General features: G+C 68.6%; 25 protein-coding genes. 3 read left to right on the top strand and 22 right to left on the bottom strand.

The features are described 5' to 3' along the window. Window positions 1-63: 63 nt before the first annotated feature. From MLE27_RS08910 to MLE27_RS08890, 5 genes are all read right to left on the bottom strand, one after another. The gene (locus MLE27_RS08910) at window positions 64-1,101 is read right to left on the bottom strand and encodes an acyltransferase (RefSeq protein WP_243311713.1); all 1,038 of its coding nucleotides are present in this window, start codon (window positions 1,099-1,101) and stop codon (window positions 64-66) included. A gap of 248 nt (window positions 1,102-1,349) precedes the next feature. Next, window positions 1,350-2,507, bottom strand: a complete 1,158-nt coding sequence (locus tag MLE27_RS08905; protein WP_243311712.1) for an MFS transporter — start codon at window positions 2,505-2,507, stop codon at window positions 1,350-1,352. Then, window positions 2,504-3,697 carry an MFS transporter gene (locus tag MLE27_RS08900; RefSeq protein WP_243311711.1) on the bottom strand — a complete coding sequence of 398 codons (1,194 nt, stop codon included), beginning with the start codon at window positions 3,695-3,697 and terminating at the stop codon, window positions 2,504-2,506. Before MLE27_RS08900 ends, MLE27_RS08905 begins: the two co-directional genes overlap by 4 nt. Window positions 3,698-3,718: 21 nt before the next feature. Then, the gene (locus MLE27_RS08895; protein ID WP_243311710.1) at window positions 3,719-4,270 is read right to left on the bottom strand and encodes a ferredoxin domain-containing protein; all 552 of its coding nucleotides are present in this window, start codon (window positions 4,268-4,270) and stop codon (window positions 3,719-3,721) included. Beyond that, window positions 4,267-5,262 carry a chromate resistance protein ChrB domain-containing protein gene (locus MLE27_RS08890; protein WP_243311709.1) on the bottom strand — a complete coding sequence of 332 codons (996 nt, stop codon included), beginning with the start codon at window positions 5,260-5,262 and terminating at the stop codon, window positions 4,267-4,269. Before MLE27_RS08890 ends, MLE27_RS08895 begins: the two co-directional genes overlap by 4 nt. 398 nt (window positions 5,263-5,660) lie before the next feature. Between MLE27_RS08890 and MLE27_RS08885 the strand changes: the two genes are divergently transcribed. After that, on the top strand, window positions 5,661-5,969 hold the full coding sequence (locus MLE27_RS08885; protein ID WP_243311708.1) for an HdeA/HdeB family chaperone: 309 nt from the start codon (window positions 5,661-5,663) through the stop codon (window positions 5,967-5,969). Window positions 5,970-6,054: 85 nt separating this feature from the next. On the opposite strand, the gene MLE27_RS08880 is transcribed toward MLE27_RS08885, so the two are convergent. From MLE27_RS08880 to MLE27_RS08860, 5 genes are all read right to left on the bottom strand, one after another. Continuing rightward, complete coding sequence (locus tag MLE27_RS08880) at window positions 6,055-7,506, bottom strand: outer membrane homotrimeric porin (RefSeq protein WP_243311707.1); 1,452 nt, start codon at window positions 7,504-7,506, stop codon at window positions 6,055-6,057. Window positions 7,507-7,583: 77 nt separating this feature from the next. Further along, the gene (locus MLE27_RS08875) at window positions 7,584-8,411 is read right to left on the bottom strand and encodes a menaquinone biosynthetic enzyme MqnA/MqnD family protein (RefSeq protein ID WP_341482517.1); all 828 of its coding nucleotides are present in this window, start codon (window positions 8,409-8,411) and stop codon (window positions 7,584-7,586) included. Then, a complete protein-coding gene (gene mqnC / locus MLE27_RS08870; RefSeq protein WP_243311706.1) occupies window positions 8,402-9,502 on the bottom strand; it encodes a cyclic dehypoxanthinyl futalosine synthase in 1,101 nt (366 codons plus the stop codon). Before mqnC ends, MLE27_RS08875 begins: the two co-directional genes overlap by 10 nt. Next, window positions 9,495-10,589, bottom strand: a complete 1,095-nt coding sequence (gene mqnE / locus MLE27_RS08865) for an aminofutalosine synthase MqnE (protein WP_243311705.1) — start codon at window positions 10,587-10,589, stop codon at window positions 9,495-9,497. Before mqnE ends, mqnC begins: the two co-directional genes overlap by 8 nt. After that, window positions 10,582-11,238: a TetR/AcrR family transcriptional regulator gene (locus MLE27_RS08860; RefSeq protein WP_243311704.1), complete on the bottom strand. Its 657-nt coding sequence runs from the start codon at window positions 11,236-11,238 to the stop codon at window positions 10,582-10,584. The genes mqnE and MLE27_RS08860 overlap by 8 nt, the downstream gene beginning before the upstream one ends. Here MLE27_RS08860 and MLE27_RS08855 point away from each other — a divergent pair. Continuing rightward, complete coding sequence (locus MLE27_RS08855; protein ID WP_243311703.1) at window positions 11,237-12,133, top strand: 1,4-dihydroxy-6-naphtoate synthase; 897 nt, start codon at window positions 11,237-11,239, stop codon at window positions 12,131-12,133. The two genes, MLE27_RS08860 and MLE27_RS08855, sit on opposite strands and share 2 nt — an antisense overlap. A gap of 7 nt (window positions 12,134-12,140) precedes the next feature. On the opposite strand, the gene MLE27_RS08850 is transcribed toward MLE27_RS08855, so the two are convergent. Continuing rightward, window positions 12,141-12,509 (bottom strand): hypothetical protein, encoded by a 369-nt coding sequence (locus MLE27_RS08850; RefSeq protein WP_243311702.1) that lies wholly within the window; start codon window positions 12,507-12,509, stop codon window positions 12,141-12,143. After that, complete coding sequence (locus MLE27_RS08845; protein ID WP_243311701.1) at window positions 12,506-13,303, bottom strand: bestrophin-like domain; 798 nt, start codon at window positions 13,301-13,303, stop codon at window positions 12,506-12,508. Before MLE27_RS08845 ends, MLE27_RS08850 begins: the two co-directional genes overlap by 4 nt. Before the next feature lie 78 nt (window positions 13,304-13,381). Between MLE27_RS08845 and MLE27_RS08840 the strand changes: the two genes are divergently transcribed. Continuing rightward, entirely contained in the window at window positions 13,382-13,870 is a 489-nt protein-coding gene (locus tag MLE27_RS08840; protein WP_243311700.1) for a peroxiredoxin, read from the top strand. A 356-nt stretch (window positions 13,871-14,226) separates the two neighbouring features. Here MLE27_RS08840 and MLE27_RS08835 read toward each other — a convergent pair whose 3' ends face one another. From MLE27_RS08835 to MLE27_RS08790, 10 genes are all read right to left on the bottom strand, one after another. Continuing rightward, on the bottom strand, window positions 14,227-14,973 hold the full coding sequence (locus tag MLE27_RS08835; protein WP_243311699.1) for an ATP-binding cassette domain-containing protein: 747 nt from the start codon (window positions 14,971-14,973) through the stop codon (window positions 14,227-14,229). Further along, entirely contained in the window at window positions 14,970-15,638 is a 669-nt protein-coding gene (gene modB, locus MLE27_RS08830) for a molybdate ABC transporter permease subunit (protein ID WP_243311698.1), read from the bottom strand. Before modB ends, MLE27_RS08835 begins: the two co-directional genes overlap by 4 nt. After that, a complete protein-coding gene (locus MLE27_RS08825) occupies window positions 15,635-15,790 on the bottom strand; it encodes a hypothetical protein (protein WP_243311697.1) in 156 nt (51 codons plus the stop codon). The genes modB and MLE27_RS08825 overlap by 4 nt, the downstream gene beginning before the upstream one ends. 186 nt (window positions 15,791-15,976) lie before the next feature. Further along, window positions 15,977-17,293, bottom strand: a complete 1,317-nt coding sequence (locus MLE27_RS08820) for a PP2C family protein-serine/threonine phosphatase (RefSeq protein ID WP_243311696.1) — start codon at window positions 17,291-17,293, stop codon at window positions 15,977-15,979. 86 nt (window positions 17,294-17,379) lie between these two features. Continuing rightward, on the bottom strand, window positions 17,380-18,594 hold the full coding sequence (locus MLE27_RS08815; RefSeq protein WP_243311695.1) for an RCC1 domain-containing protein: 1,215 nt from the start codon (window positions 18,592-18,594) through the stop codon (window positions 17,380-17,382). Between the two features lie 183 nt (window positions 18,595-18,777). Then, a complete protein-coding gene (locus tag MLE27_RS08810) occupies window positions 18,778-21,072 on the bottom strand; it encodes an ATP-binding protein (RefSeq protein WP_243311694.1) in 2,295 nt (764 codons plus the stop codon). A gap of 231 nt (window positions 21,073-21,303) precedes the next feature. Next, complete coding sequence (locus MLE27_RS08805) at window positions 21,304-21,588, bottom strand: hypothetical protein (protein WP_243311693.1); 285 nt, start codon at window positions 21,586-21,588, stop codon at window positions 21,304-21,306. Next, window positions 21,585-23,612, bottom strand: coding sequence for a portal protein (locus MLE27_RS08800; RefSeq protein WP_243311739.1), 2,028 nt, complete (start codon window positions 23,610-23,612; stop codon window positions 21,585-21,587). The genes MLE27_RS08805 and MLE27_RS08800 overlap by 4 nt, the downstream gene beginning before the upstream one ends. Window positions 23,613-23,620: 8 nt before the next feature. Beyond that, the gene (locus MLE27_RS08795) at window positions 23,621-24,931 is read right to left on the bottom strand and encodes a terminase large subunit domain-containing protein (RefSeq protein WP_243311692.1); all 1,311 of its coding nucleotides are present in this window, start codon (window positions 24,929-24,931) and stop codon (window positions 23,621-23,623) included. Between the two features lie 270 nt (window positions 24,932-25,201). Further along, window positions 25,202-25,657: a hypothetical protein gene (locus tag MLE27_RS08790; protein ID WP_243311691.1), complete on the bottom strand. Its 456-nt coding sequence runs from the start codon at window positions 25,655-25,657 to the stop codon at window positions 25,202-25,204. Window positions 25,658-25,898 lie beyond the last annotated feature (241 nt).

The following is a 25,898-nucleotide window of genomic DNA, read 5'->3' as shown; positions in this document are numbered from 1 at the left end:
AAGCCCCCGCGCCGGTATACGGCGCGGGGGCTTTTTTGTGGCGTCGTCAGGGGTGAAGGCGGCTCAGGGAACGGCGCGGCGCAGCCAGGGCGTGCGCTGCAGGCCCCAGGTCAGCAGCGCGGAGAGGGTGAACACCACCAGGGCCGTGAGCGGCGGCCCAACCCAGGGGTTCATGCCGGAGACAATCAGCCCTTGGCCGGGCTGCACCAGCAGGGGCAGCTGGCCCGTAACCAGGAACAGGATCAGGGTATGGGCCAGGAAAATGCCGAAGGAGAGCCTGCTCACTGTCTGGATGGTCTTGCTGGCGAAGCCCAGCCCGGCGCAGCCGTCCTGCTTGAAGAGCAGGAAGGCCGCCACGGCCGCCAGCATGGAGAAGGGCTGATGGTAGTTGAAGAAGCTGTTGGGCAGCATGTCCGGGCTGTGGTCGCAGGCGTATTCGCCCAGGGCGTTCACCCCCGTGCAGAGCAGGAAGGCCAGGACCAGGGTGACGCGGCCGCCCGGCACCCGCACCGTGCGCTGGTGCAGCACGTGCCCGAGCACGAAATAGCCCAGGTAGTGGGGCAGCACGGCGCTGGTCAGGAAGGTGTTCAGTTCGTGCTGCCAGAGCAGGCGGGTGGCCAGGTTCAGTGTCATGATCGCGAAGGTGATGCCTATGAACAGCGGCCCCAGGGGTGTGCGCGGGTCCGAGAAGGCGGGCTTGATGAAGGGGACCATCAAGTACACTCCGGCGATCATGTACAGAAACCACAGCGGCCCGGCCCAGAGCCCGGTGAGCAGGCGCTTGCCGAAGGATATCAGGTTGGGCGCGCTGGGCTCGGCGAGGCAGTAGGCCAGATAGTAGACCGCGGACCAGAGCACCAGGGGCCAGGCGATCTTGGCGAAGCGCTTGCCGAAGAACTTTCCCAGGCGCAGCGGGCGCGGGTCGCCCAGGATCAACGCTCCGCTGATCATGATCAGGGTCGGCACGCAGAACATGCACAGGGCCGAATAGACCAGCCCAGGCAGGAGTTCGGTCATATCGGCGGACCCGAGCAAAGGCATGGCGCTGTGCAGCAGGACGACGCCCACGATGCTGACGCAGCGCAGCGTGTCGAGATACAATACACGTTGGGGTACTTGATTCGAACTACAGGAAGTCATTTCGGTCATGGGCAGGGGGTATGAAAAATGTTTGAGGAATGCAAGCTGTATACGCACCGATAGAGACGCCGGTGGATCTGCTTCGGTTTCACTGCGGCAGGAATGAATCGGAGATTGCCGGGGCAACGTTCAGGCGGGCGGCCCGGCCAGGAAGACACCCAGGCCGGGCCGCCCGCGCACAGGCAGGAAACTTTCGGCGTCATGAAGGCCTACGGTGCGGGCCGCGGATTGCGCGTGGCCCGGAAGACCCCGGCGGCGCAGGCCGCCAGCACGGCCCCGCCCAGGGCGAAGGCCCCGGCGCTCCCGGCCAGGGCGGCGGCCATGCCGCCCAGCAGGGGGCCGGTGCTGTGCCCGATGTCCATTATGGAGCCCAGAAGGCCCATGGCCGCGCCCCGGTGCTCGCGCTTGCTGGCGTCGGCCACGAAGGCCTGGCTGGCTGCGGTGGCCACCGAGAGGGCCAGGCCCAGGCCCACGGCCAGCACCGCCAGCCCGGTAAGTCCTTTGACCCAGGGCACGGCGGCGCAGCACGCGGCCAACAGCGCGGCCCCGGTGAGCATCTGCCCGGTGCGTCCCGCGCGGTCGGAGAGGCGGCCGAAGAAGGGCTTGGTCAGGGCCACGGCCAGCACCTGGGCCGAGAACAGCGCCCCCGTGACCCAGGCCGGGTTGCCCCGCTCCAGGCTGACCAGGGGCAGGAAGGTCTCGAAAATGCCGTAGGCGAAGAGGATGCCCGCCTCCAGCGCGCACCCGGCCAGGATGGAGCGGCTGGCCAGGGTCTCGCGCAGGCTCTGGAGCAGGGGCGGGCGCTCCTTGTGCGGGGTTTTCTCCTCCAGGGCGGGCAGCCGCCAGGAGATCAGGAACACGCCGACGCCGGCCAGCCCGCAGAGCACGTACACCGCGTCGAAGCCCAGGCCCAGGGCCAGGCCGCCCAGCAGCGGAGCGACGAAGCGCCCCGCCAGCGTGGCCGAGGAGAACGCGCCCATCTTCTCGCCCCGGTCCGACTGATGGGCGTCGGCCACGGCGGCCATGGCCACGGGCAGGAAGATGCCGGTGGCCAGCCCGTGGTAGAAGCGGGCCAGGGCCAGGCCCCACACGCCGTCCACCAGCAGGTAGGCGAAGGGCGCGCTTGCGAACACCAGGGCCGAGGCCGCCAGCATGCGCCGCCGCCCGAAGGCGTCGGAGAGCAGCCCGCCCGGGATGCTGATGAGCACCCCGGCCAGCGGGGACACGGCCCCCACCAGCCCTATGCCCTGCGGCCCGGCCCCCAGGTGAGCCGCGAAAAGGGGCAGCACCGGGTTCTTGGACATGGTGCTGGAGAGAATGGCCAGCAGCCCGGCGGCGCAGAGCATCCTGAAGGGCGAGAGTTTCATTGCGGGGCCTCCTCCGGCACCCTTGCCAGAAACAGGGGGATGGCGGCCAGCAGCACGCAGGCCATCAGCGGGAATGTGGCCTTGTAACCCAGCCAGGCCACCAGCAGGCCGGAGAGGATGGGGCCTGCGGCGTGGCCCACGTCGAAGATGGTGCCGAAGGCGCCCATGGCCGAGCCGAAATGGCGTTGGCGGCACATGTCCGCCACCAGGGCCGCCGAGGAGGAGGCCACCAGAGCCTCGCCCAGGCCGAAGGCCATGCAGGCGCAGGCCAGGCCCCAGAATCCGCCCTGGAAGGGGATCGCCGCGAAGGAGAGCGCGCACAGGCCGAGCCCGGTGGCGATGAGCGGCCTGCGGCCGCGCGAGTCCGAGAAGCGGCCCATGAGCGGCTTGGAGAGCATGGTGGTGACGATCTGCACGCCCCAGAGCAGGCCCGCCTGGAACTCGGAGAGCCCGGCCACGGTGACGGCGTACACCGGCAGGAAGGCCTCCAGCGCGCCCATGGCCATGTTCTGCGCGGCCTCCACGCAGGAGGTGGTGACGATGCGCCCGTCCGAGAGCACTTCCCGTATGCCTTCGGCGAAGCGGCCCAGGCGCTCGCGGAAGCCCAGGCCCTGCTCCACGTTTTCATGGATGCCCAGGGCGCGCAGGCCCAGGATCAGCGCGGCCATGCCCGTGAGCGCGCTCAGGGCGAACACGGCCCGGAACTGCCAGAGCACGGGGCCGCCGGAGTGGCCCACGTCCAGGAGCAGGCCGCCGATGGGTGCGCCCAGCAGCCCGCCCACGATGCCCACGGAGCTGAACCAGGAGAGCATCTCGCCCTTGCGGGCCCCGGCCGCGTCGGCCACCACGGCCATGGCCACGGGGCCGTAGACCGCCGTGGCCAGACCGTGCAGGAAGCGCACGATGAGAAGCGCGCCGTAGCTGTCGATGAACAGGTAGCTGAAGGGCATCACCCCGAACACGGCCAGCCCGGCCAGCATGGTGCGCCTGCGGCCCACAACGTCGGAGAGCGCGCCCGAGGGCAGCTTGAAGAAGATCCCCGTCACGGTGGAGACGCCCACGGCCAGGCCGATGGCCTCCGGCCCCGCGCCCAGGAACAGGGCGAAGAGCGGCAGCACGGGGTTGCGCGCCAGCGCGTAGGAGAAGCGCGCCAGGAAGCCCACGGCGCAGAGGTTGCGGAAGGTATTCATGGGTGTGCCTTGTGGCCGCTCCTAGTGTTTGGGCGCGGAGCGGTCGAAGTAGATGGACTTGCCGTGGAAGCCAACGGGGATGCCCATGACGACGCTGGCCTCGATGAAGCCCAGGGCCCGGGCCGCCGCGCCCACGCGCTGCTGCACGCGGTTGTCCAGGTTGAGCAGGGAGGCGGTCTTGGCGGCGGAGGCCAGGGCGCAGCCGATGTCCATCATGCGCATGACGCAGTGCGGGCCGGAGTAGCCCATGGGCGTCTCCGAGGTGGCGCGGGTCTGGGCGAAATCCTTGCAGGTGGCGTGGCCGCAGGCCCCGCAGTCGTATCCGGCGGTGGGGGAGCCCGCCAGCCCCACCAGCACCAGGGCCTGGCAGTTGGCGATGTTCCCGGCGTCGCGCAGCCAGTAGGCCTCGTTGCTGCTCTTGGGGGCGTAGTCGCGCATGGCCTGGGCGATGCGCTGCAGGTCCTCCTCGCGGCTTATCACGGCGATCTCCAGGAAGTCCTTGCCGCCCGCCTTGGGGGCGGTGCGGGCCGAGGCGGCCATCAGGTTGGCGACTTGGATGGCGGTATCTTTCATGATGTTTCTCCATTTGGGGTTTTGCAGGCCGCCAGCAGGGCGTCGAAGAACAGCATGGCCTGTTCCGTGCGTCGCAGGCTGTCCGGGTGGAGGCTCACGATGCCGTCCAGGGCGAGCTTCACTCCGGGGGCCTCGGGCGGTCCCGCGTCTGTTTCGTCCATGTCGATGGCGTGGATGATGTCGCGCAGCCGCAAGGGCAGCGCGCGCTCCAGCCGGAAGGAGGCGCAGAGCACTTCGAAAGTCGTCATGCGGCCCACGTGGGTGAACTCGGCCTCGGCCATGTCGAAGCGGACCACGCCGGGCTTGGCCTCGGGGGCCGAATCGGCAGGCGCGAACTCGATGGCGGCCTCGGGGTCGACGAAGCGGCGGACCAGCCAGAAGGAGGCCAGGCGGTCGATGTAGGGGTCCTCCCGGGTCAGCCAGGTCTTGCCGCCCCAGTCGGCAGGGTCGAGAACGGGAATGATGCACGCCTCGCCTCCCGAGCGCTTGCCCGAGCACAGGGCTTCGCCTTCGGCGGCCAGAGCGCGCACGCGCTCCCCGCGCCCGCCCGGGAAGAAGTCGATGCCCGCGAGGGCCTCGATGCGTTTCTCGATGCGCTTGAGCCCGGCCTTGCAGGCCTCCCTGCCAGATCCCGGCTCGGCGTCGGGCGTGTCGTCGCGGGCCGAGTCCAGCAGGGCCGTCAGTTCGCGCTCCAGGGCGGCCCAGTCCGCGTCGCGGGCCTGGGTGAACAGCCGGGCAAGCTGCGCACCCGTCATGTTGGAGGGCGGGGCCGTTTCCAGGAAGAGGGCTTCGCCGCCCAGGCCCTCCACCTCCTTGACCAGCCAGGTCAGCTGCTCGTGGTGCCTGGGGCTGGCGGGCAGGGCGTAGAAGGCGTTCTTGACCAGAACCGCCCCCATTGAGTTGAGACGCCGCCAGACGCGCATTCGGGCGGTCTGGCTGCGGGCCGAGAGCGTGAAGGAGAAAAAGTACCAGCGGAAGTTTACGTAGCTCATGTGACGTAAAATGTCACAGGTATAACAAATGTCAAGCTGCGGGCGTGAAAAAATATCTGGCCGGGATTTCTGGCGGCGGGGGGGGGGCCCGCCCCCCCCCCCCCCCCGGGGGGGGGGGGGGGGGGGGGGGGGCCGCCCCCGCCCCGCCAGGCCGAGGCTGGGCGGCGGCCCTGGGCGCGGCCGCGCCTCGTCCCGAGGGATCGCCGGATACGGGCTGGCGTTGGCCAAGGTGTGCAAGGAAGTTTCACGCCCCGGGGGGCGCATGTGGACGGCCCCGTGGTAATGCCGTAGCGGATATTGGGTAGGGCGGCTCGCCAATTGTTTGCCGCGGGGCTCACATGCCCTTCGTCTGCATGGAACAACCGGAAACCAAAGGGAAGGTGGTCATGAGGTCATTTTTGTTCGGTGCCGTTGTGATCTGTCTGATGGCCGTGCCGGTCATGGCCAAGAAGGGCGCGCAGCCGCAGAATATCGACTTCGGGAGCTACACCTGCTCGGAGTTTCTGCAGGAGGTCTCCACATCCGACGCCGAGACGGCCGGCTTCATCCTCATGTGGTTGGACGGCTACCTGAGCGGCGTCAGCGGGGACAACGTGCTCAACTGGAAGAATTTGGACATATTCACGGACAAGTTCCTGAACTACTGCACCGCACACCCCAAGGCCAACATGCTCGAAGCGGCCAAGAAGGTGGGCATTGCGCGCTGACCCCCTTGCGGTCGGATGACAACGCAAAAAGGGCCTCCGGATCGCTCCGGAGGCCCTTTCTGATGTGCGGCTCGCGGCGCTGCCGCTAGAACTTGTATTTGAGCCCGGTCATGAGCTTAAAAGCGTCGCCTTGCCGGGCCGCCTCGGTGAAGCGGTGGCCCCAGACCGAGGTCTGGAAGCTCCCGTGGGACCAGCCCATGTCCAGGATCAGGGCCAGGTTCTGGTAGATGTCGTACTGGTTGTCCAAACTCACGCCCACCGCGTACTCTTTGTCGCTCAGGTCGCGGCCCATCTGCACGTAGTTGCCCGTGCCCTGGGTGGCGTTGGCGGCGCGCAGGGCTGCCGGGCTGTTTGTGCCGTGGGCGTAGCTCACGGTGATCCTGTGGGTGAGGCTCTGCATGAAGGAGATCTTGTCCAGGGCGGCCACGAAGCCGTACGCCCCCACCGGGTTGATGTTCATGAACTCGTTGTTGAAGGGCTGGTCGCCGTCGAACAGGAAGGAGTTGGACGGGCACCAGTAGTCCACGATGGAGGGCAGCCTTTCCGAGCCGTTGCGCGCGGAAGAGTCTTCGCCAGGGGAGTACCAGAGGGTGAGCTGCGGGGTCAGGCTCTCGAACCCGGTGTACTCGGCGGCCACGTCCACGAACCACCCGTGGCGCTTGAACCGGGCGCGGTCGGTGTCGTTGCCGGAGCCGTAGATCACGTCGGCGTAGAACTTGAACGGGTCCAGCGCGGTGAGCGCGAAGGTGGAGCCCACCCACCAGTAGGCGTTTTGCGAGTTGCGCCAGGTGGCCGCCGTGCCCATGGACGCGGCTGAGAGCAGGTTGGTGGCCAGGGTCTCGTTGGAGTAGCCGCCGTTGCCCACTTGCACGGAGCCGTAGCCCGCGTTGCGCCCGGCCACGGCCAGCATGGCCCAGGGCGTGGTCTGGAAGCCCTCCAGGGTGACGGGCAGGGTCAGGATGTAGCCGTCAAGCTCGTCGGGCACCTGGGTGGTGGTGAGGTCGAAATCCTTGTTGGCGTCCAGCAGCCGGGTGAAGCCGCCAACCACGGAGAACTGCTCCGATACGGGGATCCTGACCATGGCCGCCGTGGTGCGGGTGCCGCCGAACACGGGGTTGGCGTCCAGCCAGCCCGCCGAGGTGGGCAGCTCCATGTCCTGCTGGCCGATGGTGAACTCGACGTTGGAGCCGGGCCAGCGGAACTGCAGGTAGGCCTGGTAGATCTTGAAGACGCTGGTGGGGTTGTCCACCGTGAAGGTGCTCGCGCCCCAGGGGATGTCGCCGCTCTTCCAGGAGAGGCGGAACTTCAGGCCCTCGTTGGCGATGAAGTCCGTGCGCACGCGCACGCGCTCGAACACGGTGAAGGGGTCCTGGGTGCGGGTGCCGTTGTAGTTCCAGCCGGTGTACTGGGGGTGGCTCCAGAACGCGCCGTAGGTGCGCACGTCGCCGCTCATGACCACTTCAGTGGCCAGGGCGGCGGACGCCAGTGCGGGAACGAGGCAGAGGGCCAGGGCGAGGCTGCGGAGGAAGCGGTGCATTTCCGGGGGCTCCTGGGAATTCGGATGGCCTTCGGTGTACGTTCCTTCGCCGGACGAAGCAAGCCCGCAGGTCGCCGTCAGCCCAGGATTTCCAGCCTGGGAGCCTTGGGAATGACCCCATGCTCGGCCATGCTGGCGAAGAAACGGCTCAGGCCCTCCTGCTCGGGCGCGCCCAGCTCGTAGCTCAGGTGGTCGAAGTAGTTGCGCAGCTGGGGCCGGGTCATGCGGGTGTGGGCCAGCCCGGCCAGCTCCACCACCTTGTCGATGGCGGCCACCCCGGCCTCCTTGGAGCGGCGCAGCAGGCCGGCGGCGGCCAGCATCCCGGCGCGGTCCGCATTCCAGGATTCGCGCCTGGCCACCCAGACCCCGAACACGAAGGGCAGGCCGGTCCAGTCGCGCCAGAGCTCGCCCAGGTCGATCTGGTGGGGGAAGCGCTCGTCGGAGCGCAGGCTGAGCGCCTCGTCCCCGATGGCCAGCACCGCCTGCGGCGTCGCGCCCGCGTCCAGCGACTCCCGGATGGAGCCGGGCGCGGCCACGAACTCCGGGCGGATGCCGTACACGTCGCTGAGCGCGATGCGCAGGAGCACCGCCGAGGTGTGCGTCTCCGCCGTGACCAGCACGGATGTGTCCCCCAGGGCCTCCGGGGCCACGCGGGAGAGCAGCAGCACGCTCTTCACCGGCCCCTTGCTGCCGATGGCCAGGTCCGGCAGGAGCAGGTAGCGCTCCGGGTTGCGGGCGTACTCCACCGAGGAGCAGGAGGAGATGTCCAGCCCGCCCGCCCGGGCCAGCTCGTTCAGCGTGGCGGGGGGGCCTTGCACGAACTCGAAGCCGTGCTCCATCCAGCCCGCCTCCAGGGGCAGGTAGATGGGCAGCACGTTCAGGTAGCTGATGCGGCCTACGCGCACGATGCTTGATCCTCGAAGGGGGAGTAGTCCATGGACCGGCGCAGCGGCGCGAACCCGGCGGCCGCGATGGCCTCGCGCACCCCGGCCTCGTCCATGCGGAAGCGCACCCCGGCGGCGGCCACCACGTTCTCTTCGATCATGGTGGAGCCGAAGTCGTTGGCGCCGTGCCAGAGCGAGGCCTGGGCGATCTCGCGGCCCATGGTCACCCAGGAGGCCTGGAGGTTCGGGATGTTGTCCAGCACCAGGCGCGAGATGGTCAGCACGCGCAGGTATTCCTGCGGGGAGCACTTCCTGCCGCCCAGGGCCGTGTTGTCGGGCTGGAAGCCCCAGGGGATGAAGGCCGTGAAGCCGCGCGTCTCGTCCTGCAGTTCGCGCAGGGCGGTCATGTGGCCGATGCGCTCCTCCCAGGTCTCCACGTGGCCGAACATCATGGTGGCCGTGGTGCGCAGCCCCTGCAGGTGGGCCTGGCGCATGACGTCGAGCCACTGGGCCGTGGAGCACTTGGCCGGGGCCACCAGGGAGCGCACGCGGTCCGAGAGGATCTCCGCGCCGCCGCCGGGGATGGAGGCCAGCCCGGCCTCGCGCAGCCGGGAGATGACCTCGGCCGCGGAGATGTCGGACATGTAGGCGAAGTAGACGATCTCCGGGGGCGAGAAGGCGTGGATGTGGATCTGCGGGTACTTGGCGCGGATGAAGCGCAGCAGGGATTCGTAGTAGACCAGGCCCATCTCCGGGTTGTGGCCGCCCTGCAGGAGGATCTGCCTGCCGCCCAGGGCCAGGGTCTGCTCGATCTTCTCGGACAGCTCGTCGCGGGTCAGCACGTAGCCGCCGGGCACGCCCGGGGCCTTGAAGAAGGCGCAGAAGCGGCAGCCGCACTGGCAGATGTTGGTGGAGTTGATGTTGCGGTCCACCACGTAGGTCACCACGGGCTCGGGGTGCAGGCGCAGGCGCACGGCGTGGGCCAGGCTGCCGAGTGTGGGCAGGGTGGCCTCCCGGGCCAGAAGCAGGGCCTGGTCGGCGCTCAGGCGCTCGCCTGCGCGCACGGCCTCGGCAACGGCCAGGACATTCTCGGAATCAAACATCTCAGACATTGCTCTGCTCCCTGAAGAGGCCGTCGCGGCGCATGGGTGTGAAGCCGCTTTGGCGGATGGCCTCCTCCAGTTCGGCGGTGGTCAGGGCCTGGGCGGAGTCGCTGCCCGCGTCGTGGCCGATGCGTTCCTCCACCACGGTGCCGTCCAGGTCGTCCGCGCCCCAGGAGAGGCACAGCTGCGAGAGCTTGAGCCCGAGCATGACCCAGTAGGCCTTGATGTGGGCGAAGTTGTCCAGCATGAGCCGGGCTACGGCCATGGTGCGCAGCACGTCCATGGCCGAGGGGCCGCTGGCTTCGGCGCCCAGGGGGTTGTTGCCGGGCAGGTAGGGCAGGGGGATGAAGCAGACGAAGCCGCCAGAGGCGTCCTGCTGGCGGCGCAGGGCGTCCATGTGCTCGAGGCGGTCCCGGGTGGACTCCAGGTGCCCGAAGAGCATGGTGGCGTTGGAGCGCAGCCCGGCCTTGTGGGCCAGGCCCATGACCGCAAGCCAGCGCTCGCCCCCGATCTTCTCGGGGCAGAGCGCCTTGCGCGGGCCGCTGGCGAAAATCTCCGCGCCGCCGCCGGGGAGCATGTCCACCCCCGCGGCTTTCAGGCGCACGAGCACCTCGGAGGCGTCAAGCCCGGCCATGGTGGCGATGTGGTCGATCTCCACGGCGGTGAGGGCCTTGATGGAAGCTTTCGGATAAGCGGCGCGCACGCGGGCCGCAAGGTCCTCGTAGTAGGGCAGGCCCAGCTCCGGGTGGCAGCCGCCCACGATGTGGATCTCGTCCAGCGGGCCGGCCGCGGCCAGCTTGGCCAGGGCGTCGTCCGCCGTGAGCACGTAGGCACCCTCCTGCCCGGGGTCGCGCCGGTAGGCGCAGAAACGGCAGCGGTTCACGCAGACGTTGGTGGGGTTCACGTGGCGGTTTATCACGTAGCGCGCCGTGTCGCCGTGCAGGCGGGTGCGCACGTGCATGGCCAGGGCGGCCAATACATGCGGGTCGGGGCAGTCGTAGAGGGCCTGGCCCTCGTCCAGGCTCAGGCGCTTCGCGGCGAGCACCTTGTCAAGCACCGGGCCGAGCCCGAGCGATTCGATGTGGCGTCTATCCAACGGTGAAACCTCCAGCCAGCATCCTGGCCAGCCTCGCGGCTGTCAGGCGCGACGTTTCAGGGTCGTCCAGCCCGAAGGTCGGGCCGATCTGCGGTCCGGCGTCCATGGCGGGCGCGGCCTGGAGCTGCACGAAGCGCTCCAGCACGGCGTCGGCCATGAACACGGCCAGGGGCACGTCCAGGCTTTGGGGCAGCTCGCCCGAGGCCTTGGCCTGCTCGATGATGGGGGTGAGGAAGCGCGCCGAGAGGGCGCGCACCTGCGCCAGCAGGCGCTCGCGCAGGGGGAAGTCCTCATTGAAGAGCATTTTCAGGTAGATGCGGTAGATATTGGGGTGGCTTCGGGCAAATTGCGCGCCCACCAGCAGCACGCGCTCCAGCCGTTCGGCCAGGGGGAGCCCGGCGGTCTCGTCGCGGGCTTGGCGCAGGGAGCCGGAGAGCAGATCCACCGAGCCGGTGAACACCTGGGCGAACAGCCCTTCCTTGTTGCCGAAATACTTGAATATTGAGCCCTTGGCGATGCCCAGCCGGGCCGCCAGGCGGTTCATGCTGGCCCCCAGGAAGCCGTGGCGGGCGAACTCGCTGGAGGCCTCCTCCAGCACGCGCCGCTGTTTGTCGGGGGGGATGTTGCGGAAGGTGTCGCTTGCGTCCATGGGTGTTCCGATCTATGATGACCAGGTGGTCACCGATACCCCCCAAGCCCCCCTTCGTCAACTGAGTCTGGGCATCTCGCCGTGCCCCAACGACACGTTCATCTTCCATGCGCTCATCCACGGCCTCGCACCCAGAGAGCCGGGGTTTCGCCTCTCGCGGCTGGTCATGGCCGACGTGGAGGAATTGAACGGCCTGGCCGCGCGCGGCGAGCTGGACGTGGTGAAGATCTCGCTGGCGGCCATCCCTGACGCGGCCCCGCACTACCGGCTGCTGCCCTGCGGCGGCGCGCTGGGGCGCGGCTGCGGCCCCCTGCTGGTGGCGCGCGCGGACCGCGATCCTGACCAGCCGTTCACGACGCTGGCCCTGCCCGGGGCGCGGACCACGGCGGCGCTCTTGGCCTCGCTGGCCGGGGTGCCGGGCCGGCGCGCGCAGCTGCGCTACGACGAGGTGATGCCCGCCGTGGCCCGGGGCGAGGTGGACGCGGGCGTGGTAATCCACGAGGGCCGCTTCACCTACGCGGACCTGGGGCTCAAGCTGGTGATGGATTTCGGCGAGTGGTGGGAGAAGGCTTACGGCCTGCCGCTGCCCCTGGGCGTCATCGCCGTGCGGCGCGACCTGGAGCCACAGGCCGTGGCCCTGGTGGAGGCCGCCATCAAGGCCAGCCTGGCCCACGCCTGGGAGAATCCGAAGGACTGCGCGGCCTTCGTGGCCGAGAACGCGCAGGAGCTCTCGCCGGAGGTCACCGCGGCGCACATCGCCACCTTCGTCACGCCCTTCAGCATGGATGTGGGGCAGGAGGGCCGCAAGGCCATCGAGGCCCTGGCCGCCGAGGCCATGCGCCAGGCCGGAAAGCCCATGCCCGAGGGCGGGCTGTTCACGCCTTCAGCGGGCTAGACCTCCGTCAGGCCCTTTCCGAGACCACGCGCCCGCCGTTCTGCTCAGGGGCGGCCTGTCGGCCCCGGGCCAGGATGGCGTCGGGGTTGTCCGCGCCGCTGGCGGCCGCCTGCCTGCCCCGCTCCAGTACGGCGTCGGGAGCGTCCGTGCCTGCGGCGGCGGCCTGTCTGCCTCTCTCCAGGACGGCGTCGGGCAGGTCCGTCCCCAATACTCCTGACATATCGCTTGTTCGCATGGACGTAAGCATGTTGTCCGGCATTTCGGCCTGTTTTTCGGTGGGGATGTCCTGGTGTCTGGCCAGGCGCTGCATCTTGAACATGTCGTACGCTGGCATGGCTCCGGCGTGGCGCAGGAAACTGCGGTCGAGGCTCCTCACGGCGCGGCCCCCGCGAGGGTGAGCATGGCGGCGTGGGCATCCGTGAAGGATCTGGAGGAGATGGTGATGATCCCGGAGAAGGGCGTGTCGATATCCTGAATGAAAAACAGGCAGGAGAGGATCAGGAAGACCACGATCACCTCCATGCACACCTGGGACTTGGTCTGTTCCGGGTTGCTCAGGAACAGGCCCAGGAGCACGGCCAGCGCCCCGAAAATCAGGATCACCCAGATGGGCGCGTACAGGTTGCCCTGCAGGGCCTGTTCGCGCAGCTGCCGGTTGCGGCTGACCTCGGTCAGGGAGGTGCCCACGGAGGTGTAGAGGGACATGTCCCCCTTGTCCGCGGGTTTCATGGCGATGAACTCCCTCCAGGACTCGGAAAGCTGTTCGGATGCGTGCAGGCTCATGTTGTCGGTGGCGTTCATGGTCTTCCATTCGTCGTCCACCACGCTCCTGGCGTAGGCCATCAGCCGGGACTGGAACGCGCCGGAGCCGTCCAGCGTCTGGGAGAGGCGGTAGGTGGTGAGCAGGGCCCCGGCCTCCTGCACCACGCAGCTTTTGGTCGCGGTGTAGTTCGACCAGAGCGTCACGATGGAGAAACCGAGGAAGAACGCGTACATGGAGGCGAAGAGGGAGAAGATTTCCGGGGCGAAACGGTGGTCCTTGCGCGGGGAGCGGGCCAGGGTCCTGCCGCGCAGCAGGTACAGCAGGGCGGACATCGCCAGCGACGTAGCCAGGATGAGCCCGAATACGACCTTGTACTGGTCGCCGAAATTTTGGAGACTCTCAAACATCTCAGCCATCATAGCGTCAGGCCGCGCGGAATGGAAGACCCAGCCGGCGCGGCCGCGCAACCACGAGGAGAAAACGTCATGAGCAGTCTGGAAGCGGGCGCGCCTGCGCCGAAGATCGAGCTGGACGCGCTGCTGCCCACCCAGGACGAGATGCGCCTGAGCCTGGCCGACATGGCCGGGAAGTGGGTGGTGGCCTACATCTACCCCAAGGACTCCACCCCCGGTTGCACCGTGGAGGCTCAGGAGTTCACGGCCCTGGCGGGCGAGTTCGAAAAGCTCGGCGCCGTGGTCTGGGGCATCTCGCGCGATTCCATCAAGGCCCACCGCAACTTCATGGGCAAGAACGGGCTGGGCGTGCCCCTGCTCTCCGACCCGTCGCTTGAGGCCATCAAGGCCCTGGGCGGCTGGGGCGCCAAGAAGGTCTGCGGCAAGGAGTGCGAGGGGGTGATCCGCTCCACGGTGCTCGTCGGGCCGGACGGAAAGGTGGCCCGGCGCTGGCCCAAGGCCTCCAGCAAGGGGCACGCCAAGGAAGTGCTGGACGCCCTGCGGGAGCTGGCCGGGAAATAGTCCGTCTCTGCCGGAAGATCGCTCTCTTCACGCAGGGTCCGAGCCCTCCCGGGCGGGAAACCGGGGATGTATTTGAAGAACATCCTCCGGCTTCCCGCCCGGGAGGGCTCGGACCCTGCCGACGTTTCGCGGCTTGCGGATGCTTGCGTCCGGGGCGCGAAGCGGAAAGGGAGTCCAGAGGGCCGAAGGCCCTTTGGCGGGAGAGTGCGGAGAGGGCGGAGCCCTCTTTGCCCGCCGGAGGCATCTTCAAACCCGGCAGGCCAGGAGGAGAAAAAGCCTCCGGCGGCCAAAGGGAGTTCCTCCCTTTGGAATCCCTTCTTGCTTCGCGTCTGTCGTGAGGGGAGTGGGGGCCGAGGCTAGCAGCCGTCGAGCGATTCCAGCAGGGCGATGACTTCGGGCAGGCGGCGCTTGCGCTCATCCTCGTCGCCCAGCTCCAGTTGTTCCACCACCTGACCCTGGTGGTAGACCACCAGCGTCTTGGCGAAGGCGGCCACGTCGTCGGGGTCGTGGGTGATGAGCAGGGCAGGGATGCCGAAACGCTCCAACGTGTCCGCCAGCTCGCGGCGCATACGCACGCGCAGCAGCGGGTCCAGGGCGGAGAAGGGTTCGTCCAGCAGCAGGGCCTGGGGCCGGGCCATCATGGCCCTGGCCAGGGCCGCGCGCTGGCGCTGCCCGCCGGAGAGCCGGGCTGGGCGCTCGTCCGCCAGGTGGCCGATGCCGAAATTCTCCAGCATGTCGCGCACGCCCTGCCTGCTGGCGGCGTCCAGCCTCCCGGGCCAGCCCGGGTTCAGGGCGAAGCCCACGTTCTCGGCCACGGTCATGTGCGGGAAGAGCGCGTAATCCTGAAAGAGGTAGCCCAGGCCGCGCTCGCGGGGGGAGAGGTCCGCCCCGGCGCGGCTGTCGAAAAGGGTGCGCCCGCCAAGTTGAATGCGCCCGCCCGTGGGGCGCATCAGCCCGGCGATGGCTTGCAGGGTGAGCGTCTTGCCCGAGCCGGAGGGGCCGAACAGCACCACGGCGTTGGCCTCGGACTCGAAGCTGGCCCGCAGGTGGAAGCTGCGGCCCTTGGCCCGCATGACGGCCTCGATGTCCACCCGGACGTTCATCGGGCGGGCCTGAGCAGCGTTCCCGAAAACATGAGGATGGAGAGGCTGGCCGCGGAGACCACCGCCACCAGGATGGCGGCCTGTTCGTCGCGCCCGGCCATCACGGCGTCGTACACGGCCAGGGAGAGGGTCTGCGTCTTGCCGGGGATGTTGCCCGCGATCATGAGCGTGGCCCCGAACTCGCCCATGGCCCGGGCGAAGGCCAGCATGGCCCCTGCCAGGATGCCCCGCCAGGCCAGGGGCAGCACCACGCGGCAGAACAGCGAGAGGCGCGTGGCCCCCAGGGTGCGCGCGGCGTTGACCAGGTTGGGGTCCACGGAGTCGAAGGCGGCCCGCGCCGTGGTGAACACCAGGGGGAAGGCCACAATGCAGGAGGCCACCACCGCCCCCTGCCAGGTGAAGAGCAGGGTGAGGCCGAACACGTCGATGAGCAGCCTGCCCAGAATCCCCTGCCGGCCGAAGAGCACCAGCATGTAATAGCCCAGCACGGTGGGCGGCAGCACCATGGGCAGGGTGGCCAGGGCGTCGGCCAAGGGGCGGGCGGGGAAGCGCTCCCGCCCCACCAGGTATGCCGTGGTCACCCCCAGCACGAGGGCCCCCAAGGTGGCCAGCACGGCCACCTTGAGGGTCAGAAGGAGGGGAGTGAACACAAGGCTTGCGGTCATCTGTGGCGGGTTCGTCCGGGCCGTTGCGCGTGGACCGGGTCGAGTGAGAGTTCGGAGCACCACATGGCGTGGTCCTTGCCGGGAAGAAGTTCGAACAGCCAATGCAGGGCCACTGCGGCCGTGAGGGTTCCGATGAGAATCCAGTCGATCATGATGCGTACCTCCTTGTGGAGATGTGGACCGTCGCCGGTCTCGCCAGGGAGGTAGCAACCGGCGTGCCAGATGCGGGATGAGCGCAACATGCCGGAAACATTGGGTCGTTTGCTGGATGGCGTGCCATGGGTGCTTTCAAAATTGTACGACAGGGAGGAATGACGACAATTATGTAGTGATTTGGTTCAGGCCAGGGCCTTGAGCACCACTAATGTCATGTCGTCGTTGGGGGGGCGCTTGCCCCGGAATTCGGCCACGGAAGCCAGCACGGCTTCCAGAATTGCTTTCGCGCCCAGGCTCGCGCTCGCCGCTATGGCCTGGCGCAGCCTCTGCTTGCCGTACATGTCGTCGTTTTCGCCTCGGCACTCCCAGATGCCGTCGGTGGCCAGCACCAGCACCTCGCCGGGGGCCATGCCCGCGCGGGCGGCAGCCTCGTAGCGCCAGCCCGGGGCCACGCCCAGGGGCACGCCCCGCGCGTTCAGCTCCTCGAAGCTTTGATCGGCCGGATTATAGAGCAGGGCCGGGTCGTGCCCGGCCTTGGCGTAGCTGAGCGCGCCGCCCCTGTTGTCCCCATCGCCTCCGGCGGGCTCCACGGCCAGCCAGAACAGGGTCATGAAGCGGCCGGAGTCGCCCGTGTCGCGGCAGAGCAGGTCGTTGACGTTCTCCAGCATGGAGGCCAGCCCGCCTTCCCCCCGCTCGGCCCGGCCCCGGATGAAGGCCCGGGCGCTGGCCATGAGCAGGGCCGCGCCGATGCCGTGGCCGGTCACGTCGCCCACGGCCAGGGAGAAGCCCGTCGAGCCCGGGTCGGGGTGCGGCAGGTAGTCGTAGTAGTCGCCGCCGGTGGAGTCGCAGGAGATGGACGCCCCGGCCAGGTCGAACCCGGGGGTGGGGGGCGGGGCGTGGGGCATGAGGTCGTTGTGCACGCTGGCCGCGATGGCCATGTCGAACTCCAGGCGCTGCTTCTCCAGCAGGTGGTGGTGCAGCCGGGCGTTCTCGATGGCTATGGCGGCCTGGGCCGCGATGAGCTGGAAGACCTCCTGGTCGTCAAGGTCGAAGGGCTGGCCGTCGGTCCTGTTGATGAGGGCGGCCACGCCGATGACGCGCTCCTTCACGGCCAGGGGCACGGCCAGGATGGAGCGGGTGTGGTAGCCGGTGCGGCGGTCCACCTCGGGGTTGAAGCGGGCGTCGGCGTAGGCGTCCGGCACCAGGGCGGGGACGCCGTTCACCTGCACCCACCCGGCCACGCCCTGCCCGCGCTTGAGTACGTGCCCCCTGGGCAGCTTGTCCGCCACGGGGCCCTGGGCCACGGTGAACACCAGGTCGCCGGTGTCGGCGTCGGTGAGCAGCAGGCTGCATGTTTCGGCGGCCAAGGCCTGGCGCGAGGTGGTCATGATGCGCGTAAGCACCTCGTCCACGTCCAGGGAGGAGGTGATGAGCGCGCAAAGCTCGAAGCAGCGCTTCAGGTTGTCCGCGCGGCAGGCTGGCGTATCCGGTGGGGCCATGCTGGTTACATGCCCGCAAAGCCGCACTGTGTCCAGGCTGCGGGGTAAAGATCACGTATCATGTGGGCTTGCGTGACGCACGCGCCTCAGTTGCCCAGAAGCAGCATGGACGCCGCCGTCGAGCCGGGCGAGGGCAGGCGAAGCGTCGAGAGTGTGCGCACGGGCGACGGGCTCGAATTTGTGCCACCGTCGCCGAAGCAGCCGTGGGCGTTCGTGCCCCAGGCCCACACGCCTCCCGCGTTGTCCACGGCCAAGGAGTGGCCCACCCCGGCCGTCAGAGTGGCATACCCGGACTTGCCCGGGGGCGACTGCACCGGCACCGTCCGGTTGTTGTAGTCGCCCGTGCCCAACTGGCCCCCGCTGTTGCCGCCCCAGGCCCAGGGCACGCCCCCGGCCGCCAGGGCCATGGAGTGGTAGTTGCCCGTGGCCACGGCCTGCATGGGGGGCAGGCCGTTCAGCTTGACCGGCGAATACCGGGGCGACGTGTCGCCCGTGCCGAGTTGTCCGTTGTCGTTCAGGCCCCAGGCCCAGACCGCGCCCTGGTTGTCCAGGGCCAGGCAGTGCGAACCGATGGCGCTGATGGCCACGACGCCCGAAAGGCCGGGAATCTGGATCGGGGACCAGCGGTCGCCTGTATCGCCCAGGCCCAGCTGGCCCGCGAAGTTGTAGCCCCAGGCCCAGACCGTGCCGTCGGTCTTGAGCGCCAGGGAGAAGCCTATCCCCGCCTCCACGGCCTGCACGCCCGAGAGGCCGGGGATCTGCGCGGGGGTGCTGCGGCTATCCGTGGTGCCGAGGCCCAACTGCCCGTTGCCGTTGGCCCCGCTGACCCAGACCGTGCCGTCTTTGGCCAGGGCCAGGGTGTGGGTGTACATGGAAACGGCTTTGATGTTGGTGAACCCGGTGGGCACGGGCGACCAGTGGCTGCCGGTCTCGCCGGTGCCGAGCTGACCGCTGCCGTTGAGGCCCCAGCCGAAGACCGAGCCGCCGGAGGTGACTGCCATGGAGGCGCTGTAACCGGCCGCGACGGCGACAACGCCGGAGAGGCCCGGAATCTTGTAGGGGACGAGCTGGTCGGGATTCACGCCTCTGCCGATCTGTCCGGAGTTGTTCCAGCCCCAGGTCCAGGCGGCGCCGGTGGTGTCGCAGGCCAGGGAGAAGGCGTTCTCGGCGGCGATGAAGCGTTTGTAAGCCGACGCCAGGGGAGCGCCGGACGCATTGGAAGTGCTGCAGAAGCAGAGCAGGAGGCCAAGAAGTGCGATAGCTCGGATTGCAAAGCGAGGGGTTGTGCCGGTGCGCAGCATGAGACTCTCCCTTCAAGCCGTTTTCCTGTACGGACATTGCCTGAAGAGGCACTCCTGACCAACACCGTGGTCGCATGTGTGCATATCTCTTACATCAAGTCAACCGTGGGGCGGCGATTCACGGCCGGGCGGCACGCGTCACGCTGGCGAGGGGGGACGCGGCTGGCACCCCGAGCGGGCCGTTCAGCGCCGCCGGGTCCAGGCCGTGGCCCTGTGCAGTACGCCCTGCAATTCCTCGTGGGTGAAAGGTTTGGACATGTAGTCGTTCATGCCCGCGCCCAGGAACCGCTCCCTGTCCCCCTGAAGGGCGTAGGCGGTGACGGCGACGATGAAGACGTCCCGGTCGCCCGCGTGCCCGGAGCGGATGAGCCGCGTGGCCTGTTCGCCGTCCAGCTCGGGCATGAGCGCGTCCATGAGCACCAGGTCGAAGCTCGCGGCCCGCAGCGCCTCGAGGGCCTGTTGTCCGTTCTCTACCGCCTCGACATGGTGCCCCCAGAGCTGCAGGGTTTTCGTCGCGTAGAGGCGGTTTATGGGGTCGTCTTCGGCCAGAAGCACCCTCAGGCCGGGTTTGGGCCCCCTGGCCTGCGCAGCCTTGCCGCCGACGGCCGCGGCTTCCTCGATCCGGTCCAGCTCGATCAGGAAGGAGAACGTGCTGCCCTTGCCCAACTCGCTCTCGACCCAGATGACGCCGCCCATCATCTCCACGAGGCCCTTGGAGATGGCCAGCCCGAGCCCGGTGCCCCCGTATTTGACGTGAAGCGGGGAGTCGATTTGCTCGAAATTTTCGAAGATGGAGCAGAGGCAGTCCTGGGGGATGCCGATGCCGTCGTCCCGGACGGCGAACAGCAGCCCGGTCCTCTGCGGGTTCATGGCCTTGCCGGGGGCGACCGAAACGGCCACGCATCCGCGCTCGGTGAACTTCACGGCGTTGCCCGCAACGTTGGTCAGTACCTGCCGGAGCCGACCCCCGTCCCCCATCTGCAGGTCCGGCAAGGCTGGATCGACGGTGCACCGGAACTCGAGCCCTTTCTCCCTCGCCGCGATCTCCAGGGGCTTGAGCGTGGCTTCGACCAACTCGCGCAGGCTGAAGGGGCGGTTCTCGAGGATGACCTTGCCCGCCTCGATCCTTGAGATGTCCAAGATGTCGTTGATGATTTCCAGCAGGGACCGGCCCGAGCGCTGGACCAGGAGCAGGAACTCCCGCACTTCCTCCGGCAGCTCCTGCTTCAGGGCCAGTTGGGTCATGCCGAGGATGCCGTTCATGGGCGTGCGTATCTCGTGGCTCATGTTGGCCAGGAACGCGCTCTTGGCCCTGTTGGCGGCTGTTGCGGCCTCCATGGCGGCCCTGAGCTCCCTGGTCTGCTCCTGGACACGCAGTTCCAGGGTTTCGTTCAAGCTCTTCAGCTCCTCCTCGGCCATTTTTCGTTTGGAGATGTCGTTGAAGAGCACGGCCACCTGGCCCCTTTGGGGGGAGAAGGCCGATATTCTGAAGTGCTGGTCCAGCGGGGGGAAATAGGTCTCGAAGTAAACGGGTTCACCGGTTTCGGCCACCCGGGCGTAGATGTCGAGGTACGGGGGCTCCCCCGCGCCGTACAGGGCCTTGGCCGAAGCCCCCGCCGCAGCCTTGCGGGTGATTCCGAGAATCTTCTCGTACTTGGGATTGACGTCGATGATGGTGTAGTCGCACGGGCGGCCTGCATCGTCGTAGACGATCTCGTGCAGGCACAAGCCTTCCTCCAGCGACTCGTACAGGGCCCGCAGCTTGCGCTCGTTGTCGAGCAGGGCCTGTTCGGCGTTCCTGCGGGCGACGCGGGCGCGCAGGGAGTCGATGCCGAAGGCCAGGGTGCCGGCCAACTCCACCAGCAGGTCGAATTCGTCGTGCTCGAACGCGTCGGGTTCGTCCGCATAGACTGTGAGCACTCCGACAAGCCCGTCCTTGAGCAGCAGGGGCAGCGCGATGGAGGACGCATACCCGCGCCGGGCGGCCTCGTCCCTCCAAGGGAGCAGGTTGGGGTCCGTCTGGATGTCTTGGCAGACGATGGGCTTGCCCGTACGTGCGGCCGTGCCGGTGGGGCCGCGCCCGAATTCGTTGTCGCCCCAGGAGATTCTGGCCTTTTGCAGATAGCCGTCCTCGATGCCGACCTGGGCGATGGGGACCAAGCTCCGCTGTTGATCGTTGAGAGGGACTCCAACCCAGGCCATCCGGTATCCTGCGGTCTCGACCATGAGACGGCAGATGTCGCGCAGCAGCCGGGTCTCGTCCGAGGCCTTGACGATCAGGCGGGAGCAGGCGCTGTAGGCGCGAACTGCCCTGTTCGAGCGACGCAGGAGCCCGTCCAGACGGTCTCTTTCAGCGGCGAGGAGTTCGGCCGGGTCAGGACAGGCGATTCCGGCGAGAGCCGATTCATGCGCCGCGGGATCCCCGGCTGGAGTGTGGGGCGAGGAGAGGGGAGTGCGGATTTCGTCCTGATCGCTCATGCGTCCTCTCGTTCGTGTTCTGAAGAGGAGAACCGGTTGTCAAAGCGCTGTGATGTACACGGAGCTATCCTAACGGGTTATGTGTGTTTAGTCATCGGCGAATTGGGGGAATGTCCGGGCGGGGTTTGCCGCCAGGCCCGTCAGCGCCGAGGGCCGGACGGCGTCCGGATGGAGAAGCCGCGCAATGGCCGGGGCGGCCCCCGGCCATTGCCTGGGCAATCCGTGCCCCCCCTACAGCACCCTCCCTCTCCCGGCGTTGGCCTCCGAAGCGAGCCGTTCCCTGGCCTGCTCCCCGGCGGCGGCCAGGCTGTGCAGCCCGGCCAGGAACTCCTCCAGGGCGGCCAGCCCGGCTTTGAGCCGGGTGAAGCCCGGGGCGTCGCCGGGGTCCAGGGCCAGGATGGCCTCCCGGCGGGCCGAGAGCTGCCCTTCCAGCAGCACGCGCACGGCGTCGCATTCCAGCAGGCGGGCCACCTCCTCGCCTTGGAGGGCCTGGCGCTCCAGGTCCTCCCGGTTCACTGGGGGCCTCCCATGGGGCCGGAGGGCATGTCGGGGGGCAGGGGGGCGCCGGGAGGCGTCAGGCCGGGGCTGGGGAAGGAACCGGGCATGGGGCCGACTCCGGGGCCGGAAACGGGGCCGGGAGCAGGCCCGGCTCCGAGGGGCGACCCGGGAGCGGGGCCGCCCTTGCCCAGAGCCCTGGCCATGACCTGGTTGTCGCGCAGCAGCCCGTCGGCCCGGCGCTTGAGGCCCTCCACCATGTCCATGGAGGCCTCGTCGCGCAGGTACTCCGAAACGTCGATGTCCAGGTACTCGTACTTGGCCTTGATGGCCTTGATGAGCCCCCTGGCGTCGCACACGCCCAGTTGCAGCCCGGCCTTGAGCATCATCTGCACCAGCTCGTCCATGAGCCGGGCGCTGTCCTGCCGCTCCTGCGGGCCCACGCCCACGTCGATGGCCACGCTGTACTCCCCGGTCAGGTCCCCGGGCTCGACGAACACGTCCGCGCCCACCACGCGCCGGTCGTCCTCGGGCGGGTAGAGCCGGATCACGTCCAGCACGCGCGCAAGGATGCGCCGGAAGGACCGGGCGATGCGCCTGGCGTAGAGCTTCTGGCGCTGCATGCCGGCGCTTAAGCGCATCTGCATGCCCAGGGCGGTGTGGTTCAGGGAGTTGCTGTCCAGGCCCTGCATGTCCGCGCTGACCCCGGACTCCTTGGCCACCTCCTCCAGGGTGAGCTGGAAGGCGTCCAGGATGAACTTGTCCGTGGGCGAGGGGGCCAGCTCCTGCACGGTGCCCAGGGAGGGCACCAGGGAGACGTCGCCCGGCCCCATGCCGGAGAGGATCTTGCGGGCGCGGGCGTCCGTGGTCAGGAAGCCCCGGTAGGTGCTCATGGCGGCCTGGTCCTGGATGTTGCGCAGCAGGTTGGAGAGCACCCGCTGGCGGTGGTCCAGCACGGCGGCAACGGGCCGCCCCAGCAGCTTGTGCGGCTCCTTGTAGACGTAGCCCAGCTCGAAGGGCGGGCCTCCGTAGGGGTTCTCCACTGGTCCGCGCAGGATCACGTCCTCGCAGACGGTGACGATGCAGGGCTTGAGCAGCCCGGTCTCATCCACGGGCAGGCGCAGGTAGCACTCCCAGACGAACACCTCGGGCGTCCCCAGGCGCGTCGCCGCGTCCGGGCCGCCCTGGGCCGTCATGCCGTCCGCCTCGTGCAGGGTGGCGTACTCCCCGGCGGTCTCGGTCATGCTGCGGCGCTGGTCCGCCCGGGCGCGCAGGGCCTCGGCGCTGCCCTTGCGGTAGACCCCGGCCAGCTCCTGGCGGCGGATGGAGTCAAGGTCGCGCCTGACCACGTGGGCCACGAAGGGGTTCTTGGCCAGGTCGGCGTAGCCGGGCAGCATGTACAGCTCGCGCGGGGGCACCACCTCCAGGTGGAAGCCCTGGTAGAGGCTCTTGCGGCGCACGGCCTTGGCCCCGCGCAGGCCGGGCCTCTCCCCGCCGGTGGCCGGGTCGCGCAGGGTGACGGACTTGCCGCCCCGGATGTCCACGATGCTCGTGTCTTGTTGGGCCAGGGCCTCCAGCTCCTCCAGGCCCATCTCGGGCAGCAGCTCGGTGGTCAGGTCGTAGTCGTCGCGCTGGGTGACCTTCATCACGCCGTAGTGGTTCACCAGGCAGTCGTGGATGAAGTCCTCGATGAGCTGCTCCCCTTCCAGGGGTCCGAAGAGCTTGTGGCGCACGTAGCGGCGCAGGCGGTCGGCCCGGTCGCGGGCCTGTTTGGCCTCCTCGGGGTTGTCGCCGCGCACCACGGGGTTGAAGGTGAAGAACTCGCCGGTGAACACGTCCACCAGGCCGGGCTTCATCCACTCCACCACCGAGAAGATGGTGGGGTGCACGGTCTGGGACCAGCCGGGGCGTTCGTTGCCGTAGGGTTCGGCGCGGTACCAGCGGTAGTGCTTCTCGCGCTCGGCCGAAAGCTCGGCCTGGTAGGCGCGGGCCGCGTCCATGTCGGGCTGGATCAGGGCCAGCAGATCGTTGTCGGTCATGGGCATGGGGTCTCCTAGATGAAGCGGGAAGGCTCCGGGCCTTCCGCGTGGTTGCAGGTTTCTTCCGCCGCCTGGAAGCGGTCGGCGTGGGCCATGGTCAGCACGAAGGCGTCGGCCAGGTTGGGGGAGGGCACGCCGCGCCGCTTCAGCTCGTCCTTGCCCTCCACCTTGATCCTGCCGTTGGGCAGGTAGGCGTAGCGCGGGGCCGAGAGTTCGGCGGCCAGCTTGTGGGCCAGGGGAACGGTGTCGTCGATGGCGGCGGCGCGGCTGGCGAAGAATTCGCGGGCCTTCCACCACAGCTCGTCGCGGCGGCGGTTGAAGCGCTCGGAGGAGGCCGCGGCCTCGGCCACGTTCACGGCCACGGCGGGCAGGCCCCAGCCGGAGAGGATGTGCGCCGCGCCCGCGCCCCAGCCCACGCTGTCCACGTAGAGGGCCTCGGGGCGCATCAGCTCGAAGCATTCGCGGGCGCGCCCGGCCACGGCCAGGGAGTCGTCCAGTCGGAACTCGTCGATGTGCAGGACCTTGCCGCCCTGGCGCACCACGATGGCCGAGGGGTCGCCGCCCAGCGACAGCCCCACGTCCAGGCCCATGACCAGCCCGCTCTGCCGGTAGCCCACGTTGCGGCCCACGGCGTCCAGCACGCAGGCCAGGGGGATGAGGCAATCCTCCCCGGTGACGTCGAAGTCGCACTCGTACTCCTGGCGGAACTGGGCCTGGCTCATCTGGGAGCGGGCGGAATCCAGCTCCTCCTCTGGGATCAGGCCCGTGGCGCTGGCCGGGAAGCGGGCCGCGTACCAGGCCGGGTCGCGCAGGGCGTTATGGTAGAGCTGGTGGAAGTGGTTGTGGCCGCGCGGGGTGCCGATGAACACGGCGAAGCCGCGCCTGTCCGAGAGGGCGGGCCGGATGACCATGGAGTAGGCCTCGGGCCGGAAGTCGGCGTATTCGTCCAGGACCGCGCCGTCGAGGTAGATTCCGCGCAGGCTGTCGGGCTGGTCCGCCCCGTAGAGGCTGATGCGCGCGCCGTTCTCGAAGTCCACGCAGAGGCCCGCCTCGCTGGCCTTGGCCCCGGGCACGGCCAGGGCGTAGCGCTTGAGGTAGTCCCAGGCCACGCGCTTGGCCTGCACCAGGGTGGGGGCCACGTAGGCCAGGCGCTGGGCGGGCTGGCCGTCGCGGTGCGCGGCGTCGATGAGCGCGTTGACGCAGAGCACGGTCTTGCCGAAGCGCCGGTGGCAGACCAGCACGGAGAAACGCCGGAGCCCGGCGTGGATCTCGCGCTGGAAGCGGTGCGGCGCGTAGCCCGTGTGCACGGTGATGTCGGTTTCCATGAACCGGGCAGTGTACTCAGGAAAGCGCCGTCGTCACCCCACATAGGGCTATGTGGGGAGAAAGTTGAAAATTGTCGGCCTGCGGGAGGAGACGGAGGCAGAAACCCGCTCCAGAGGGGGCTGTATCGGCGAGTCTATGCGCGGTGTTCGGAGAGGGCGGCTTGGCGGAGGCCGCTGGGGCCTCCGCCTGGATGCGCTCGCCCCCGGGAGGGGCTGAAGGGGGAATGCTATCGCCGGATCATCCGGCGTCGCCCGTTTCGGGCGGGCACGCTAGCGCGGGAACTGGGCGCTGCACTCGTAGAGGTCGTTGTTGCAGTTGGCCACGCAGGCCGCGCGCTGGTAGGGGTCGCGTATGGTGTTGCAGTAGTTGGCGCAGCGGTTCCACTGGGCGTTGCACTGCTGACGGGCGCGCCTGGAGAAGGACTCGTAGCTCTCGCCGGGGTAGGGCGCGATGGAGCCCCCGAAATAGCGCTGCGTGCGCCAACGCCACTGCTCGTCGTACCAGTTGCGGGCGTCGCGCTCGCGCTCGCGCTCGAGCCTGCGCTCCTCGCGGCGCATCTCTCTCTCTTCGCGCCTGCGCTCCTGTTCGTACCTGTTCTGGTCGTTGTAGTAATTGTTCCCGTTCCGGTAGTAATCATCGTCGCCATAGGCGCTTACGCTCACTGGCTGGGACAGGAAGGCCAGGGCGAGCAGGGGCGCAAACAGCAGCATCACAAGAAATTTCATGAGCGGACTCCTGTACAAAAGGTTCGCCCACCCTTTCACACGGATGCGTGCGAAGGTCAACGCGGATGGCCCGGTATCGGATGGCCATGCTCCAAACGGCATTACGGCAGATACGGACCGGATTTGTCGGGTTGGGTGCTGCGAACCGCATCGTGCCGCCAGACTGTTCGTTGGAAGTTGCTGGATTTGCGAAAACAGTCGGGGCACCGGAGCCACGCGCACCGGAAGAAAAGCAAAGGGG

Origin of the sequence: Fundidesulfovibrio agrisoli, assembly GCF_022808715.1 — a bacterium.
GTDB classification, from domain to species: Bacteria; Desulfobacterota; Desulfovibrionia; order Desulfovibrionales; family Desulfovibrionaceae; genus Fundidesulfovibrio; species Fundidesulfovibrio agrisoli.
Note: the sequence above shows the minus strand (reverse complement) of the source record. Positions and strands in the feature narration are given on the sequence as shown.